Origin of the sequence: Litorimonas sp. WD9-15 (assembly GCF_050271975.1) — a bacterium.
Taxonomy (GTDB): domain Bacteria; phylum Pseudomonadota; class Alphaproteobacteria; order Caulobacterales; family Maricaulaceae; genus Litorimonas.
Genome location: NZ_CP189850.1, coordinates 2,842,830 through 2,858,492, shown reverse-complemented (window position 1 = coordinate 2,858,492; position 15,663 = coordinate 2,842,830). Strand labels below are relative to the sequence as shown.

13 protein-coding genes are annotated in these 15,663 nt (G+C 56.2%); 10 read left to right on the top strand and 3 right to left on the bottom strand.

Annotation, left to right across the window (positions count from 1 at the left end; translation table 11 throughout):
- Positions 1 to 10: 10 nt before the first annotated feature.
- Complete coding sequence (locus ACP9M6_RS13415) at positions 11 to 751, bottom strand: uracil-DNA glycosylase (RefSeq protein WP_427451912.1); 741 nt, start codon at positions 749 to 751, stop codon at positions 11 to 13.
- Positions 751 to 2,154: a 30S ribosomal protein S6--L-glutamate ligase gene (gene rimK / locus ACP9M6_RS13410; RefSeq protein ID WP_427451910.1), complete on the bottom strand. Its 1,404-nt coding sequence runs from the start codon at positions 2,152 to 2,154 to the stop codon at positions 751 to 753. Before rimK ends, ACP9M6_RS13415 begins: the two co-directional genes overlap by 1 nt.
- A 121-nt stretch (positions 2,155 to 2,275) precedes the next feature.
- Between rimK and ACP9M6_RS13405 the strand changes: the two genes are divergently transcribed.
- The 4 genes from ACP9M6_RS13405 to ACP9M6_RS13390 are packed head-to-tail and all read left to right on the top strand — an operon-like array spanning position 2,276 to position 7,630.
- Positions 2,276 to 3,979 (top strand): 4Fe-4S dicluster domain-containing protein, encoded by a 1,704-nt coding sequence (locus ACP9M6_RS13405; protein WP_427451908.1) that lies wholly within the window; start codon positions 2,276 to 2,278, stop codon positions 3,977 to 3,979.
- A 57-nt stretch (positions 3,980 to 4,036) separates the two neighbouring features.
- Positions 4,037 to 5,734 (top strand): tetratricopeptide repeat protein, encoded by a 1,698-nt coding sequence (locus ACP9M6_RS13400; RefSeq protein WP_427451906.1) that lies wholly within the window; start codon positions 4,037 to 4,039, stop codon positions 5,732 to 5,734.
- 4 nt (positions 5,735 to 5,738) lie between these two features.
- Positions 5,739 to 6,575 (top strand): 4-(cytidine 5'-diphospho)-2-C-methyl-D-erythritol kinase, encoded by an 837-nt coding sequence (locus tag ACP9M6_RS13395; protein ID WP_427451904.1) that lies wholly within the window; start codon positions 5,739 to 5,741, stop codon positions 6,573 to 6,575.
- Complete coding sequence (locus ACP9M6_RS13390; RefSeq protein WP_427451902.1) at positions 6,572 to 7,630, top strand: hypothetical protein; 1,059 nt, start codon at positions 6,572 to 6,574, stop codon at positions 7,628 to 7,630. The genes ACP9M6_RS13395 and ACP9M6_RS13390 overlap by 4 nt, the downstream gene beginning before the upstream one ends.
- On the opposite strand, the gene ACP9M6_RS13385 is transcribed toward ACP9M6_RS13390, so the two are convergent.
- Complete coding sequence (locus ACP9M6_RS13385; RefSeq protein WP_427451901.1) at positions 7,598 to 8,611, bottom strand: polyprenyl synthetase family protein; 1,014 nt, start codon at positions 8,609 to 8,611, stop codon at positions 7,598 to 7,600. The two genes, ACP9M6_RS13390 and ACP9M6_RS13385, sit on opposite strands and share 33 nt — an antisense overlap.
- A 128-nt stretch (positions 8,612 to 8,739) precedes the next feature.
- Here ACP9M6_RS13385 and ACP9M6_RS13380 point away from each other — a divergent pair, with 128 nt between their 5' ends.
- The 6 genes from ACP9M6_RS13380 to ppdK all read left to right on the top strand — a co-directional run bounded on the left by ACP9M6_RS13380 (position 8,740) and on the right by ppdK (position 15,619).
- Positions 8,740 to 8,961, top strand: coding sequence for a DUF2007 domain-containing protein (locus ACP9M6_RS13380; RefSeq protein WP_427451899.1), 222 nt, complete (start codon positions 8,740 to 8,742; stop codon positions 8,959 to 8,961).
- A 218-nt stretch (positions 8,962 to 9,179) separates the two neighbouring features.
- A complete protein-coding gene (locus ACP9M6_RS13375; protein ID WP_427451897.1) occupies positions 9,180 to 10,061 on the top strand; it encodes a glycine--tRNA ligase subunit alpha in 882 nt (293 codons plus the stop codon).
- Positions 10,058 to 10,276 (top strand): hypothetical protein, encoded by a 219-nt coding sequence (locus ACP9M6_RS13370; RefSeq protein WP_427451895.1) that lies wholly within the window; start codon positions 10,058 to 10,060, stop codon positions 10,274 to 10,276. Before ACP9M6_RS13375 ends, ACP9M6_RS13370 begins: the two co-directional genes overlap by 4 nt.
- Entirely contained in the window at positions 10,273 to 10,644 is a 372-nt protein-coding gene (locus tag ACP9M6_RS13365; RefSeq protein ID WP_427451893.1) for an endonuclease domain-containing protein, read from the top strand. The genes ACP9M6_RS13370 and ACP9M6_RS13365 overlap by 4 nt, the downstream gene beginning before the upstream one ends.
- Positions 10,637 to 12,841 (top strand): glycine--tRNA ligase subunit beta, encoded by a 2,205-nt coding sequence (gene glyS, locus ACP9M6_RS13360; RefSeq protein ID WP_427451891.1) that lies wholly within the window; start codon positions 10,637 to 10,639, stop codon positions 12,839 to 12,841. The genes ACP9M6_RS13365 and glyS overlap by 8 nt, the downstream gene beginning before the upstream one ends.
- 120 nt (positions 12,842 to 12,961) lie before the next feature.
- Positions 12,962 to 15,619 carry a pyruvate, phosphate dikinase gene (gene ppdK / locus ACP9M6_RS13355; RefSeq protein ID WP_427451889.1) on the top strand — a complete coding sequence of 886 codons (2,658 nt, stop codon included), beginning with the start codon at positions 12,962 to 12,964 and terminating at the stop codon, positions 15,617 to 15,619.
- Positions 15,620 to 15,663: the final 44 nt, after the last annotated feature.

Below are 15,663 nucleotides of genomic sequence, written 5' to 3'. Positions count from 1 at the left end.
ACAGCACTGGTCAAAGGCTCAACAGTTTCTCGCGTAACACCAATAAATCCCGCCAAGCATCCTTCTTTAACTCCGGACGGCGGAGGAGGAAGGCCGGATGATAGAGCGGGAGGGCGGGGTAGGTCGTGCCGTCCATCGTCACGTCATGCCATTGGCCGTGATTTTTCATGATACCCGTGACGCCCGTCAGGGCCGACATGGAAATGCCACCGACGAGGAGGAGGACTTTCGGCTTTGCCAGCGCAATGTGCCGTTCGAGAAAGGGCAGGCACATGTCGATCTCGGGCTTGGTCGGGTTGCGGTTTTTCGGCGGGCGCCAATTCACGACATTGGTGACGTAGAAATCCTCTTCGCCCAGCGCGATGGCTGCGAGCATGCGGTCGAGCAATTGCCCCGACCGGCCGACAAAAGGCTTGCCCTGAATATCCTCATCGCGCCCCGGTGCTTCGCCGATGACCATCAGGTCTGCGTCTGGATTGCCGCGCGAGAACACGACCTGCCGTGCGCCGTCGCCCAATACGCCCGCATCGAAATCGTTCATGACCGCGTGGAGATCAGCGAGGGTTTTGATTTTTGAGAGGTCCGTCGCGGGTTTTGCAGGCGGCTCAATGGGTGATGCCGACGGCGATGCGGCATTGTCCGGCTTGCTTTTCACAAGTGAGCGACGGACGGGTTTGGCCGGCGCGACTTTGGGCACATCCACGCCCATTTCGGCGTACCAGTCGAGAAGTGAGCGAAGCGCCGCGTCCATTACTTCGCCGCTGTCTTAAACACGGTTCGGACATTGGCCTCGATACAGCCGATAATTTCTGCGGCGATATCCTTGCCCGTCGCTTTTGTAATCCCTTCGAGACCGGGTGACGAGTTCACTTCGAGGATTTTCGGGCCGTCTTTGGACCGCAATATATCAACACCCGCCACTTTCAGTTTCAGGATTTTCGCGGCTTTGATTGCACTGCGGCGCTCTTCTTTCGTCAGACGTACTTTTTTAACGCTGCCGCCCTGATGGACGTTGGAGCGGAACTCACCGGGTTGGGCTGTGCGCATCATCGCGCCGACGACTTTGCCGTCGACGACGAAACAGCGCAGATCGGACCCGCCCGCTTCCTTCACAAATTCCTGCACGAGGAAATGCGCGTTCAACCCTCGGAACGCATCGATAATGGCCATGGCCGCCTTGCGCGTATCGGCGAGGACGACGCCTTTACCTTGTGTGCTTTCAAGCAATTTCACAACGACGGGAGCACCGCCGACGAGGTCGAGAATGCCTTTTGTATCGGCGGAGGATTTCGCGAAGGCCGTGACGGGCATGCCTAATCCGTGCTGGCTCAATACCTGATGGGCCAGCAATTTATCGCGGCTATTCCCGATCGGTGCAGCATTGTTCAGGCAGAACACGCCCATCGCCTCGAACTGGCGCACGACGGACATACCGTAAAAGGTCAGGCGAGACCCAATACGCGGAATAATCGCGTCATAGCGGGGCAGGGGCGCGCCGTCATAATAAACTTCCGGCTTATGCGCGTTGATCGACATGTAACAGCGCGAGGTATAGATCATATCCACAACATGGCCGCGTTCCTCGGCGGCGCGCACCATTTCCCGATTGGAAAAATTCTTCGGCTCCTGCGTGAGAATGCCAATGCGCAAGGGACGAACGGGAATCGCCTTCTTGCCCTGTTTCTTTTTGTAAACGTCGTAACTCAGGACGGGCTGTTGAAACGATAATGTTGGAACAACGGAAATATCGTCCCGCAGGGCCGAACGACCCAGTAACATCCGATATCCCATGGTCTCGCGATTCGTCAGGGATAGTTCAATCGGCCAGGTTTTCTTGCCGACTTTGATATTCGCACTGATGATATAGCGCAGCTCCGTCGAGCCATTGGAGGAGGTCACACTCCGGCGGTCTTTGACTTTGGCGGAGCAAACCACCTCGATCGTCGGGTCGGCGGGGTCCGGATGCATGATAAAGCGGACTTGCGGATTTTTATCCGTGCCAAAAGGCTCGATCGCAACGGCATGGAGCGCGGACGTCCGAGCGCCCGTATCCACCTTGGCCTTGATCGCAGGGAGGGACAGCGCGGGCAGGGACACCCATTCTTCCCAGCCCAGAATTTCCATCTGGCTCGTTTCGTTATTTGTCTCACTCATATGCGTTTTGCATTATCCTGTATTTGAATGTTTCTGCGGCACAACGGGCGCTTGTCGGGCGCGACGTGAGGCTTTAGGGATAGGCCAGATAAAACGAAAACAACAGAGACAACAATAGCCCATGTATAATCTCGACCAAACCTCCGCAGCTTTCACAGAGGCTGACCCAACCGTTGAACGCGAAAGCATGGAATATGACGTGGTCATCGTTGGCGCGGGGCCTGCGGGCCTATCTGCCGCTATTCGGTTAAAGCAGAATAATCCTGAAACCTCGGTCGTTGTGCTGGAGAAAGGCTCCGAAGTTGGCGCACATATTCTCTCAGGTGCCGTTCTTGATCCGTCCGGCCTGCGCGAATTGTTCCCGGATTTTGAGACGATGAATAGCTGCCCCGTTCGGACGAAAGTGACATCTGATAAATTCCACATTTACGGGCCTGCAGGTGCGCTGTCCATTCCGCAATTCGTTCTGCCGCCGCTCATGCATAATCACGGCAATTATATCGTCTCTATGGCGAACACATGCCGTTGGTTGGCCGAACAGGCCGAAATGCTCGGCGTCGAAGTCTTCCCAGGCATGTCTTGCTCTGCACTGGTCTACCGCGAAGACGGCAGCGTCAAAGGCGTCGTCGCGGGCGAGTTCGGCTATCAAAAAGATGGCTCCAAAGGACCGGGTTACGAGCCGGGTATGGAATTGCACGGGAAATATGTCCTGCTGGGTGAGGGCGCGCGCGGGTCGCTCTCCAAAATTGCCATTGCGAAATATGAGCTCGATAAGGATTCGGAGCCGCAGAAATTCGGCCTCGGCATGAAGGAAATCTGGGACATTGATCCGGCAAAACATAATGAAGGCGAAGTTCTCCATTCCGCCGGTTGGCCACTGGGTTGGAAACAAGGCGGCGGATCTTTCGTTTACCACGCGGAGAATAATCAGGTCTTTCTCGGCATGATTGTCGATCTGAATTATGAAAACCCGCATCTATATCCCTATCAGGAATTCCAGAAATGGAAGACCCATCCGGATATTTCCGACCTCCTCGCGGGCGGGAAGCGCGTCGCCTATGGCGCGCGGGTCGTGACCAAAGGCGGTATTCAATCCATCCCGCAGACGGCTTTCCCGGGCGGTGCTCTGCTCGGATGTTCCGCGGGTCTCGTGAACCTACCGCGCATTAAGGGGAACCATAACGCGATGCTTTCCGGTATTCATGCGGCGGATTCGGCGACGAAAGCGCTGGCGGCTGGGCGCGCGGGTGACGTGCTGACCGATTATGACGATATGATCCATGACGGTCCAATTGGGGATGATCTTCGCCCCGTGCGCAATGTCGCGCCGCTCAATGGTCGCTTCGGTCCGTTCCTCGGTGGTATGTTGCTCGGCGGAATGGATATGTGGTCTGCCACGGTCTTAAAGCTGAACTTCCTCGGCACGCTGGGGCACAAGAAAGACGATGCTGCCTCAACTAAAAAAGCCGATAAATTCAAGCCGATTGACTATCCGAAGCCTGATGGCATCCTGACTTTTGACCGCCTGACCAATGTGTCTTTTACGGCGACCAATCACGGCGAAGACCAGCCGAGCCATTTGAAGCTGATCGACGCGTCAATTCCCGTAAATGTGAACTTACCTGAATTTGCAGGCCCGTCTGCCCGTTATTGTCCGGCAGGGGTCTATGAGTTCATCACGGAAGATGACGGCTCGAACCCACGGTTCCAGATCAATGCGCAGAACTGCATTCACTGTAAGACTTGCGATATTAAGGACCCCTCCCGCAATATCGTCTGGACCGTGCCCGAAGGTGGCGGCGGCCCGAATTACCCGAATATGTGATTGCGCGTACCGTACACCGTCCTTGCACTTCTCGCCGTCGCGGCACAGAAAGCCGATATGAAACTTCACCTGCTGCCTTTCGCTGCCACGGCCTTTTTTGCCCTTTCCTCTGTCTCTGCACAGGCGGAGGCTGATCTCTCCAGTCTTTATGGCGACTACCTCTCGGCCAGCTACGCCAATGAGATTGAGGATATGCGGTCGCGGCAGAAATATTATGCGAAAGCCTTCGAGGCTGTGCCGGATGATATCCGTCTGGGCCGTCGGGCGATCGTCTCAGCTATTGAAACCGGGGATATGGATGCTGCCGTCGATCTGGCGGAACTGGTCTATAAAAAAGACAAAACTGAAGCGATGGCCCGCACAGTCCTCGGCGTGGATGCGTTTCGTAAGAACCGGAATAAGCGGGCGCTCAAATATTTCTCCGGGCCCAGTGATGATCTGACCATGACGATCATGATGCAGCTTATACGGGGCTGGATTGAGGTGGAACGCGGCGACCTGGATGAAGCCCGTACACGGTTTGAGAGTATTGGCGGGGCCGAATATTTCAACGCGTTCGGAAAATTGCAAAACGCGAAAATCGATATTCTCGAAGAAAAATACGACGCGGCAGCTATCAAACTGGATGAGGTCGAGGCGACCGGCATTTCAGGCGTTGAAATTGCCTTGACACGCGCCCGGATGTTGGCGCTACAGGGTCAAACCGCAGACGCGTTGGAAAATCTCACCGAACTGTTGGACGATAATGAAGGTCTAACGATTGGCCCTGTTGGTGAATATCGTGATGCGCTGGAAGCCGGACGTGACCTGCCCAAGATTTCGATTAAAGGGCAGGCGGCCCGTGCTGTCACTGATCCCAGTTGGGCCTTTTTCGCCCGAAATCGGTCCATGGACGGCGCAGAACTTTATTTGCGCTTTGCGCGGTGGATTGATCCATCCTACCAAAAATCCGCAATCTGGTTGGGCTCTATGTTGGAAGAAAAAGGCGAAGTCGGGCAGATGGATGCCTATGACCTCTACCGCGCGATTCCGGACAGTAATCCTTACTATATCTCGTCCCAACTCAATATCGCGAATATCTATTTCGTTCAGGAGAAGGACGATGACGCCCTTCGCGTTTTGGAAGATTTGAACGACCGCGAAGGCAGTCTGCTGACCCGCGAGAGTTTAGGCCGCGCCCGGTTCTTCCGCGAAAATTACGAAGAAGCGCTGCCATTTTACACCCGTATCGTTGATTCCATGACGGACGAAGAAATCACGGCCAATGTCGAACCCTTGCGCTTTCGCGGTATTATCTATGAACGCCTGAACCGCTGGCCGGAAGCGGAAGCGGATTTCAAACGCGTGCTGGAATATCAACCCGATGACGTCGATACGCTTAACTATCTCGGCTATACATGGGTCGACCGGGGTGAGAACCTTGTTGAAGCGTTTGAGATGATCGAAAAAGCGCTGGCGCAGGAACCCAATTCCGGTGCGATCACGGACAGTCTCGGCTGGGCGCATTACAAACTCGGCGACTATGAGGAGGCGAAAATCCACCTCGAAGACGCCGTCGCGCTCGATCCGTCTTCCGCAACGATTATCGATCATCTGGGCGATGTCTATTGGAAATTGGGCCGCAAACGCGAGGCGGGCTATCAGTGGAAACGCGCCCTCCTGTTTGAACCGACGGAGAAGGAAAAAGCGAATATTGCCTTGAAGCTCGAAGGTGGTCTGGAAGCGGTTCCGGTCACAGTGCAAGCTCTGCCATAAGGCTGTGTCCTCTGGGGTTGGGAATAAGACGCGAACGGAAACAGCGCGCGCGAAAGTCAATCTGACACTTCATGTTGGGGCCGTTCGGGCGGATGAATATCATCCGTTGGATAGTCTTGTTGTGTTTGCAGATATTGGCGATCATCTCACCTTCACACCTGTCGAGGAAACGCGCCTCACGATTACTGGCGCGGATGATCTTCCCACCGGACCGGACAATCTCATTCTCCGCGCGATGACACTTGCACAAGCTGCCCCGCATCATATCCATCTCCAAAAAAATCTGCCCGTTTCTGCTGGGCTGGGCGGCGGTAGTGCCAATGCAGGCGCGGTACTGCGGATGTTTGAGAATTCAATGTCCGACCATGATCTCGCCTACCAACTTGGCGCGGATATTCCCGTCTGTCGCTGGTCCCGCACGGCCATGATGCGAGGGATTGGGGAAGAGGTGGAACTCTTGCCGGGCCTCGGTCAACTCTCCGCCGTGCTCGTCAATCCGGGTGTCGCGGTGTCTACGGGGGTAATCTTTAAATCCATGGATGCGAAACCCCGCGCAGCGGAACCCAAGCCGAATGCAACATCCGGTGATCTGCTTTCCCTTGCCTTGGCAGGAGTGAATGACATGCAGGATTTCGCCATTGCGCAGGCGCCCGTCATCTCCGATGTGCTCCGCGCCCTCGCGCAACAGCCCGATTGTCAACTCGCGCGGATGTCCGGGTCGGGGGCGACCTGTTTCGGTATATTCCGGTCTGATGCGCAGGCGGTAGCATTTGCTACGAGCTTGAGCGCGGCCCAACCCGATTGGTGGGTGCGGGCCTGTAAATTGGGAGACGCCGCATGATGCTCGCCCATAATGGATGGCTCTGGTTACAGGTGGCGGCGATTGCCTTTTTCGGGTCTCTCGCCGTGACGGGATTTATGCGCTTTGCCGGACTCGGCGATTCTGCGGATGGACGGTCTGCCCATTCCGGTATTATCCCGACATCGGGCGGTGTCGGTATTATCGCGGGGCTGGGGTTAGGCCTCTGCGCGACCGCGTTTATTTTTCAGGGTTTAGAGTTGGATCGGGGCTTTGCCCCCGTCATCACGCTCCTCTTTGCGATGGGACTTTTGGGTTTGACGGATGATCTCCTAACGCTTGGTCCGAAGTTCAAATTTGGCATTATGATCGTGATCTGCGCCGCTGCCGTCCGCGTGATCGGCGCCCCCGAAGTTCTGCCGGGACTCTATGGTCCTATCGTAATTCCCTATTGGCTTGGCTTTAGTGGCGCTGTGCTGTGGTTGTTCGTTGTGACAAATATCGTGAATTTCATGGACGGTGCGAATGGGATGATTGGGCTGTCCCTATCTGTCGCGTTTTTCGCCTTATTCGGTATTGGACTTATAGGTGGATCAGCGGCGACGATGTTGCTCTCAGTCCTCTTCCTCATGACGCTCTTAGGATTTTTACCCTATAATTTACGACATAAGGCTCAAGTCTTTGGCGGGGATGTCGGGGCGCTGACACTTGGGTTTGGCTTTGCGGTCTGCGTATTATTCCTGATCGACGGCACGCCGGAACGGAACCTGCATCTCGCGGGACCCATCCTAATTTTGCCATTGCTGGTGGATACAATCCTGACGATTTGCCGCCGTATTAGAAAACGCGAAAATATTTTGAGGGCCCATAATCAACACCTCTATCAACGTCTGATCCAGAGCGGGCGCGGGCATTTGGCGGTCAGTTCGACCTATGCGGTCATCACGCTGATCTGCGCAAACGTTGTTGTGTTTGGGTCGGGCAAGGCTTGGCTGGAGACACCGCGCGTGTTTCTCTTAATGATAGGGGCTTTGGTGACAGGCTGGTTCCTCGTCGGCGCAGCTTTAGGAAATACGCGACACCACAAAACCCGCTAATTCCTGCAGCGTGTCGCGCAGGGGCGACGCCTCGAAAATATCCAGGGCTTCCGCCGCGTCGCGGGAATATTGTTTGGCCATATCCATCGTCGATTCCAGCGCGCCGGAACTGCGCAATAGGGAGACGGCTTTTTCCAAATCCACATCTTGCTGATCATGGTCTACAATCACACGTCGCCAAAACGCTTTGCCCTCATCCGACGCCGTTTCAAGTGAGCGGATAACGGGAAGCGTCATCTTGCCCTCACGGAAATCATCGCCGACAGACTTGCCCAGCGCACTCGCCATGCCGCCATAATCCAGCGCGTCATCGACGAGTTGGAAGGCGAGGCCGAGTTTAAGGCCATATTCGCGTAGCGCGTCACGTTCCGCCGCCGGACGTTCGGCAATCACGGGCGCAACTTCGGTCGCTGCGGCGAAGAGCGCTGCCGTCTTGGCCTCGATCACACGCATGTAATCGGCTTCCGTCATGGCGAGATTGCGCAAGGCAGCGAGTTGTTGCACTTCGCCTTCGGCAATCACGGAGGACGCGTTGGACAGAATGCCGAGCGCTTCCATCGAGTCCGTTTCAACCATCAGGTTGAAGGCGCGGGCAAAGAGGAAATCGCCGACGAGGATAGATGCACTGTTGCCCCAGATCAGGTTGGCGGGCTTCTTGCCGCGCCGCAATGCACTCTCATCCACGACATCATCATGGAGGAGGGTAGCGGAGTGAATGAACTCTACTGCTGCGGCGAGTTTATGATGCGCATTGCCCTCATAGCCGCAGAGTTGAGCGGCGCTGACTGTGAGGAGAGGCCGTAACCGTTTACCGCCCGCGCCGACCAAATGCTGTGCGAGGTTCGGAATCAGGCCGACAGAAGACTGCATCCGGTCCAAAATCAACGCATCGACAGCCGCCATATTATCACCGGTCAGGTCCCAAAGGGCCTGTGCAGGCGAGAGAGCGGCGTCTTGCCGGATTTGTGCGGGAGCGTTCACGCGGGTCGAACCACCTTTTCTATTCTTGTAGAACGTAGTGTGCCACGGCGAAGGCGGCAAGGCCATTTGATGTCACACATGCGAAAGATGGCGTTGCACATTTGCGGGGACGCCCCCACGTAAGGTCTATGAAATGTATTCTGACGACCAATAATCCCGCGACGCTCAATTTTGCGGAAGCCATCCTGACCGAGGCCGGAATAGATCATTTCGTCATGGACCAGAATATGAGTGTGTTGGAGCCGGGCATCATGATTCCCAAACGCCTGATGGTCGTGGACGAGGATGAGAGCGCGGCACGGCGGCAATTGGGGTTGGCCGGGATGGAACGGGATTTAATGGCGACTTAAAAAATGAAAAACCGATAAATCTCACATGTCATCCCGCACAAGCCTGAAAGGCGTAGATGCGGGACCTGTCGTAACAGACTGAGGTTTCATTTGCAGTCGATAGGCCCCGCATCTCCGCTGCGCTACGTGCGGGGTGACAAATGTATTTTAATCGGCTTCATCTGCCACACCCCACTTCCCTGCTTGAAAAATTGCCCATCTGGCATAAAGACGCGCTCATGACTGACGCTGCTACAAAACCGACCTCATTTCAGGGCCTCATCCTGACGCTCCAGACCTATTGGGCGGCGCAGGGTTGTGTGATTTTGCAGCCATTCGACACTGAAGTCGGGGCGGGGACATTGCACCCCGCGACGGTGCTCCGCTCGCTGGGGCCGAAGCCGTGGAACTGCGCCTATGTGCAGCCGTCCCGCCGTCCGGCGGATGGGCGCTACGGCGAAAACCCGAACCGCTTGCAGCATTATTACCAATTTCAGGTCATCATGAAGCCGAACCCGGAGAACCTGCAAGAACTCTATCTTGGCAGCCTCGACGCCATCGGGATTGACCGCGACCTGCATGATATACGCTTCGTCGAAGATGACTGGGAAAACCCGACCGTGGGCGCGTGGGGGCTGGGTTGGGAAGTCTGGTGCGACGGGATGGAAGTCAGCCAATATACCTATTTCCAACAGGTCGGCGGCCTTGACCTCGACCTTGTGAGTGGCGAATTGACCTACGGGTTGGAACGGCTCGCCATGTATGTGTTCGATGTCGATAACGTCTATGACCTGCCCTATAACGATCACGGCGTGACCTATGGCGACGTCTTCCACCGGAACGAGGTCGAGCAATCGACTTATAATTTCGAGCACTCAGATGTGGAAAAAATCCGCGCAAAATTCGAATTTGCAGAAGCGGAATGTAAAGCGCTCCTTGCGCTGGAAAATCCACTCCCACTTCCCGCCTATGAACACGCGTTGAAAGCGTCGCATTTGTTTAATTTGTTGGACGCACGCGGCGTTGTCAGCCCGACGCAAAGGCAGGAATATATCAAACGCGTGCGGGATTTGGCGAAGGGGTCTGCTGAGGCCTATGCGGCGAGTGAGACAGTCACGTGACAGACTTAGCGAAAGAACTCTCCTCCACCGCGATAGCGGGGGAGGTGGGCCGCGAAGCGGGTCGGAGGGGGTGCAGCACGTCTGTGCTGCCAAAAGACTTCTACGATCTTTCGGCAAAGTCTCCTGCAGGCGCAGACGCGCCTGACCCCCTCCGTCCTGTCGGACACCTCCCCCGCGCTGCGGTGGAGGGCGATAGACGCGGGATTTGGTCATGAAAAACGCGACCGCAAAGACACACAAACGCGCCAAAACTCATCGCCGCGCACTCACCGCTGCCGAAAATATCCTTTGGCAGGAAATCCGCCGCAAACAGATCCACGGCTACCACTTTCGCCGCCAAGTGCCCATTGGTCCGTACATCACCGACTTCGCCTGTGTGAAGGAAAAACTCATCATCGAAGTTGACGGTATCGGCCATGCAGAGCCCGATGAAATTTCGCGGGATGAAAAACGCACAGCCTATCTCGAACAACTCGGTTGGCACGTTGTCCGCTTTCAAAATATTGACGTGTTCGATCACATAGATGCCGTTGTCGAACAAATCTGGCACCACCTCAAACAATCAGAGCCTCTCCATGCCTGAACTCCTATTCGAAATCCTTTCCGAGGAAATTCCTGCGCGGATGCAGGTGCGGGCTGGCAAGGATTTGTCCAAGGCTTTGACGGCCGGGTTGGAGAAAGCCGGGCTGACCGTTGAGCAGGTTCAGGTTCTGACGGGGCCGCGTCGTCTGACATTTGTCGCCGATGTTCCCCTGCGCTCGCCCGATGTGTCGGAAGAACGTAAAGGACCACGCGTTGGCTCGCCGGAACGCGCATTGGAAGGCTTTATGAAAGCCGCCGGCCTGACGGATATCTCTGAGGCGGAAATCCGCACCGACCCTAAAAAGGGCGAGTTTTATGTCGCCGTGATGGAGAGTGCAGGGCGCGATACGTCTGATATTCTTGCGGAACTCATCCCCGAGGTCATGAATAACTTCCCCTGGCCAAAATCCATGAAATCCGCCGGGTCGAATTTCCGCTGGGTGCGACCTCTGCGCGGACTCCTGGTCCTGCTGGACGGGGCTTTGGTCGACATTGAAGTGGGTGGCATAAAGTCCGGCAATACGACTGTCGGCCACCGCCGTCACGGGCCGGGGCCGTTTGTTGTCTCTGACTTCACCACCTATCAATCGCAGCTCGAACATGCGGGCCATGTCGTGCTGTCCCACGCCGCGCGAAAAGAGATCATCCAGTCGAAAGCGTCAGATCTCTGCAAAGCGCAGGGCTTGGAACTCGTCGAGGATGAGGGGCTGCTCAATGAAGTCGCGGGCCTGACGGAATGGCCTGTTGTTCTGCTCGGCGATATGGATGCGGATTTCCTCAATCTGCCGGATGAAGTCATCCGCCTGACCCTGAAATCACATCAGAAGACCTTTACAGTGCGCGACCCCAAAACAGGAAAGCTTGCACCGCATTATATCATCGTCGCCAATCAGGTCGCGCCGGATGGTGGCGAGGCGATTAAATCCGGGAATGGTAAAGTTATCTCCGCGCGTCTGTCGGATGCCGTCTTCTTCCAGACCGAAGACCGGAAGAAAAACTTGATCGACTATTACGATCAACTCGACACGGTCGTGTTTCACAAGAAGCTCGGCACGATCCGGGACAAGGCTGAACGCGTCGCGGCATTGGCCCGCGAACTCGCGCCGAAGGTCGGGGCGGACCCTGACGCGGCGGAATATGCGGCCAAGCTCGCAAAATGTGATTTGGTCACGCAGACCGTGATCGAGGCGACGAGCCTGCAGGGGCAAATCGGGCGGCTGATGTATGAGGCGGAAGGCGGCAATGCCGCCATCGCCACAGCCATCGAGGAACATTACAAACCCCAAGGCCCGTCTGAGCCCGTCCCGTCTGAGCCCGTCGCGATTGCCGTGGCGCTGGCGGATAAGCTCGACACGCTGGTCGGGTTCTGGGCGATTGATGAAAAACCAACGGGCAGCAAGGACCCGTTCGCGCTCCGCCGCGCGGCGCTGGGCGTGGTTCGGATTATTTTGGAGAATGGGGTTCGGTTGGACCTTGGAAAAATTCTTCCAGATAGAGTGTTTTATTTACTGAACAGCTTGGCTGATAAACATTCAAGCGAACTAACACGTGCGCAAAGCGTTTTGTCGTCGAGAGGATTTGACGACGCAGCTAGAGATTTAGATGAGCAGGTCTTTAATGAAACTTATGCTGAAGCTTGGAAAACTGATGAGTCGACAGGACAAGGGCAGGTCTTAACTACTGGGCGAGACCTCCTCGCCTTCATCCTCGACCGCCTAAAAGTCTATCTTCGCGACCAAGGCATCCGCCATGACATTATCGACGCGGCACTGACCGACGGGCAGGACGACCTCGTCGCCATCGTCAATCGCGTCACGGCGTTGCAGGATTTCCTCGGGACCGACGAGGGAGAGAACCTGCTCGCTGGCTATAAACGCGCGGCGAATATCCTCAAAGCCGAAGCCAAGAAGGGCGATCTGCCGGAAGGTGATGCGAATCGTCCGACGGATGAACACGGCGCGGCGCTGTTTGATGCCCTCAATCACGCGAAACCGGAGATTTCAAAGGCGCTCGCCGCAGAGGACTATGCAAGTGCTATGACCAGTCTCGCGGGTCTGCGCATACCAATTGATGCATTTTTTACCCATTCGCAGATTATTTCAGATGACACCGCTGTCAAAGAGAACAACCTTCGACTCCTCGGTCTGATGCGTGATACGGCGCGGCAAATTGCGGATTTTGAGGCTATTCAAGGCTAAAGCCCCACCCCTCACATCCGTCGGTTTACACCATGGTCCCGATTGTTATGGGGCGTGGAAGTGAAAGTCTAATCCTTCTCCCCATAGGAGAAGGGGGTAGTTTTAATAGGGTCGGTAACGATGACAAAATGGGTTTATAACTTCGGCGGCGGAACGGCCGAGGGCGACACATCCATGAAGAACCTGTTGGGCGGGAAGGGTGCGAACCTGGCCGAAATGGCCTCGATTGGTTTGCCCGTACCCCCCGGTTTCACACTGACAGCCGACGTTTGCACGACTTATTATGAGAATGGCGAGGTCTATCCCGACGGGATGGATGCGCAGATCGTGGACGGTCTCGCGCATATTGAAAAACTCACCGGTAAGACGTTCGGTGATGCTCATAATCCGCTCCTCGTGTCTGTTCGCTCCGGCGCGCGGGCCTCCATGCCGGGCATGATGGACACGGTCCTGAACCTTGGCCTGAATGACGAGACTGTCGAAGGTCTCGCGAAGCTTTCCGGCGACCGCCGCTTTGCGCTGGACAGCTATCGCCGCTTCATCACCATGTATTCCGATGTTGTGCTCGGCGTGCATCACCACGCCTATGAAGATGTGCTGGAAATGCACAAGGACACGCAAGGCTATATGCTCGACACGGAAATGACGGCTGAGGATTGGGGGACGGTCATTGAAGAATTCAAAGCGATCACGAAACGCGCATTGGGTCGCGATTTCCCACAGGATGCGCGCGAGCAATTGCAGGGCGCAGTGGACGCTGTCTTCGGATCATGGATGAATGACCGCGCCGTCGTCTATCGCCGCCTGAACGACATTCCCGCCGCCTGGGGCACCGCCGTCAATGTACAGGCCATGGTGTTCGGTAATATGGGCGAAACCTCCGCCACAGGCGTGGCCTTCACCCGCGATCCCTCTACAGGCGCGAATGAATATTACGGCGAATTCCTGATCAATGCGCAGGGCGAAGATGTTGTCGCGGGCATCCGCACACCGCAAACCCTGACCAAACATGCGCGCATCGAGATGGGCGAAACGGCGCCATCCATGGAAGAGGCCATGCCGGAAGTATACGGCCAACTCGCAGAGACTTTCGTGAAACTCGAAGGCCATTACCGCGATATGCAGGATATTGAGTTTACCGTGGAGCAGGGCAAACTCTGGATGTTGCAAACACGCACGGGCAAACGCACGGCGCGGGCGGCGTTGAAAATCGCCGTCGATATGGCGGAGGCCGGACAGATTACAAAGGACGAAGCCCTGATGCGCGTCGATCCGCTCTCGCTCGATCAATTGCTGCACCCGACGCTTAATCCCGATGCACCGCGCGATATCATTGCGATGGGACTGCCCGCCTCTCCCGGGGCAGCGATTGGCGAAGTCGTGTTCTCATCCGACGAGGCGGAAACGCTCTCCAAGGCCGGACATAAAGTCATTCTCGTGCGGATTGAAACTTCTCCCGAAGACATTCACGGCATGCATGCGGCGGAAGCGATTGTGACGGCGCGGGGCGGTATGACCTCTCACGCGGCTGTGGTTGCGCGCGGCATGGGCACGCCTTGCGTTTCCGGCGCGGGACAAATCCGCATTGATTACGCGGCGGGCGAGTTTTCCGTCGCGGGTCGGACCGTCAAGAAAGGCGATATCGTCACGGTGGACGGCGCGACGGGTCAGGTCTTTGCGGGCGCTGTTGATATGGTCCAGCCGGAACTCTCCGGTGATTTTGCAAAAGTCATGGACTGGGCAGATGAAGCGCGCACACTCGGTATCCGTACCAATGCGGAAACGCCGCTAGACGTGCAAACCGCGATTGATTTCGGCGCGGAAGGTATTGGCCTCTGCCGGACCGAACATATGTTTTTCGAGGCCGACCGCCTCGCCAATTTCCGAGAGATGATTTTGGCCGAAGATAAAGCCGGGCGCGAATCCGCGCTCGCGAAAATCCTGCCCGTGCAGCAGGAAGACTTCGCCGCGATCTTCCGGATTATGGGCGGCTTGCCCTGCACGGTGCGTTTACTCGATCCGCCGCTCCATGAATTCCTCCCGCATACGGAAAAGGATATCGAGTCGGTCGCGAAAGAGATTGGTGTCCCCGCCGGAGAACTCATGCGCCGCGCCCGCGAATTGGAAGAGAGCAATCCCATGCTCGGTCACCGCGGCTGTCGTCTCGGCATTTCCTATCCCGAAATTTACGAAATGCAGGCCCGCGCGATTTTCGAAGCGCAGAAATCCGTGAATACGGAGAAGGGATCCGCGCCCGTCGTCGAAATCATGATCCCGCTCGTGTCCTCCGCGAAAGAACTCGAAATTCTGAAAGCCCGCATTGATGCGATTGCAGAAGACGTTGGCGCGCTGGATTATATTATCGGTACCATGATTGAACTCCCACGTGCGGCGCTCCGTGCGGGCGACATTGCGGAACATGCGGAGTTCTTCAGCTTCGGCACGAATGACCTGACCCAGACGACATTCGGCCTGTCCCGCGATGATGCAGGGCGCTTCCTGCCGGATTACGTCGCGGCGGGGATTGTCGAAAAAGACCCCTTTGTCAGCCTCGACATTGACGGTGTCGGCGACCTTATCCAAATCGCGGCGGAGCGCGGCAAAGCCGTTAAGTCTGGTATTAAAATGGGCATTTGCGGCGAACATGGCGGCGATCCGGCTTCTATCAAATTCTGCCATGATACCGGCTTAAACTATGTCTCGTGTTCACCCTACCGCGTGCCAATTGCGCGGCTGGCGGCGGCACAAGCGGCGATTACCGGGAACTTAAAATCGTAAATCAACCTTTCTTCTCGTTTCTCTATGTCACCCCGCACTTGATG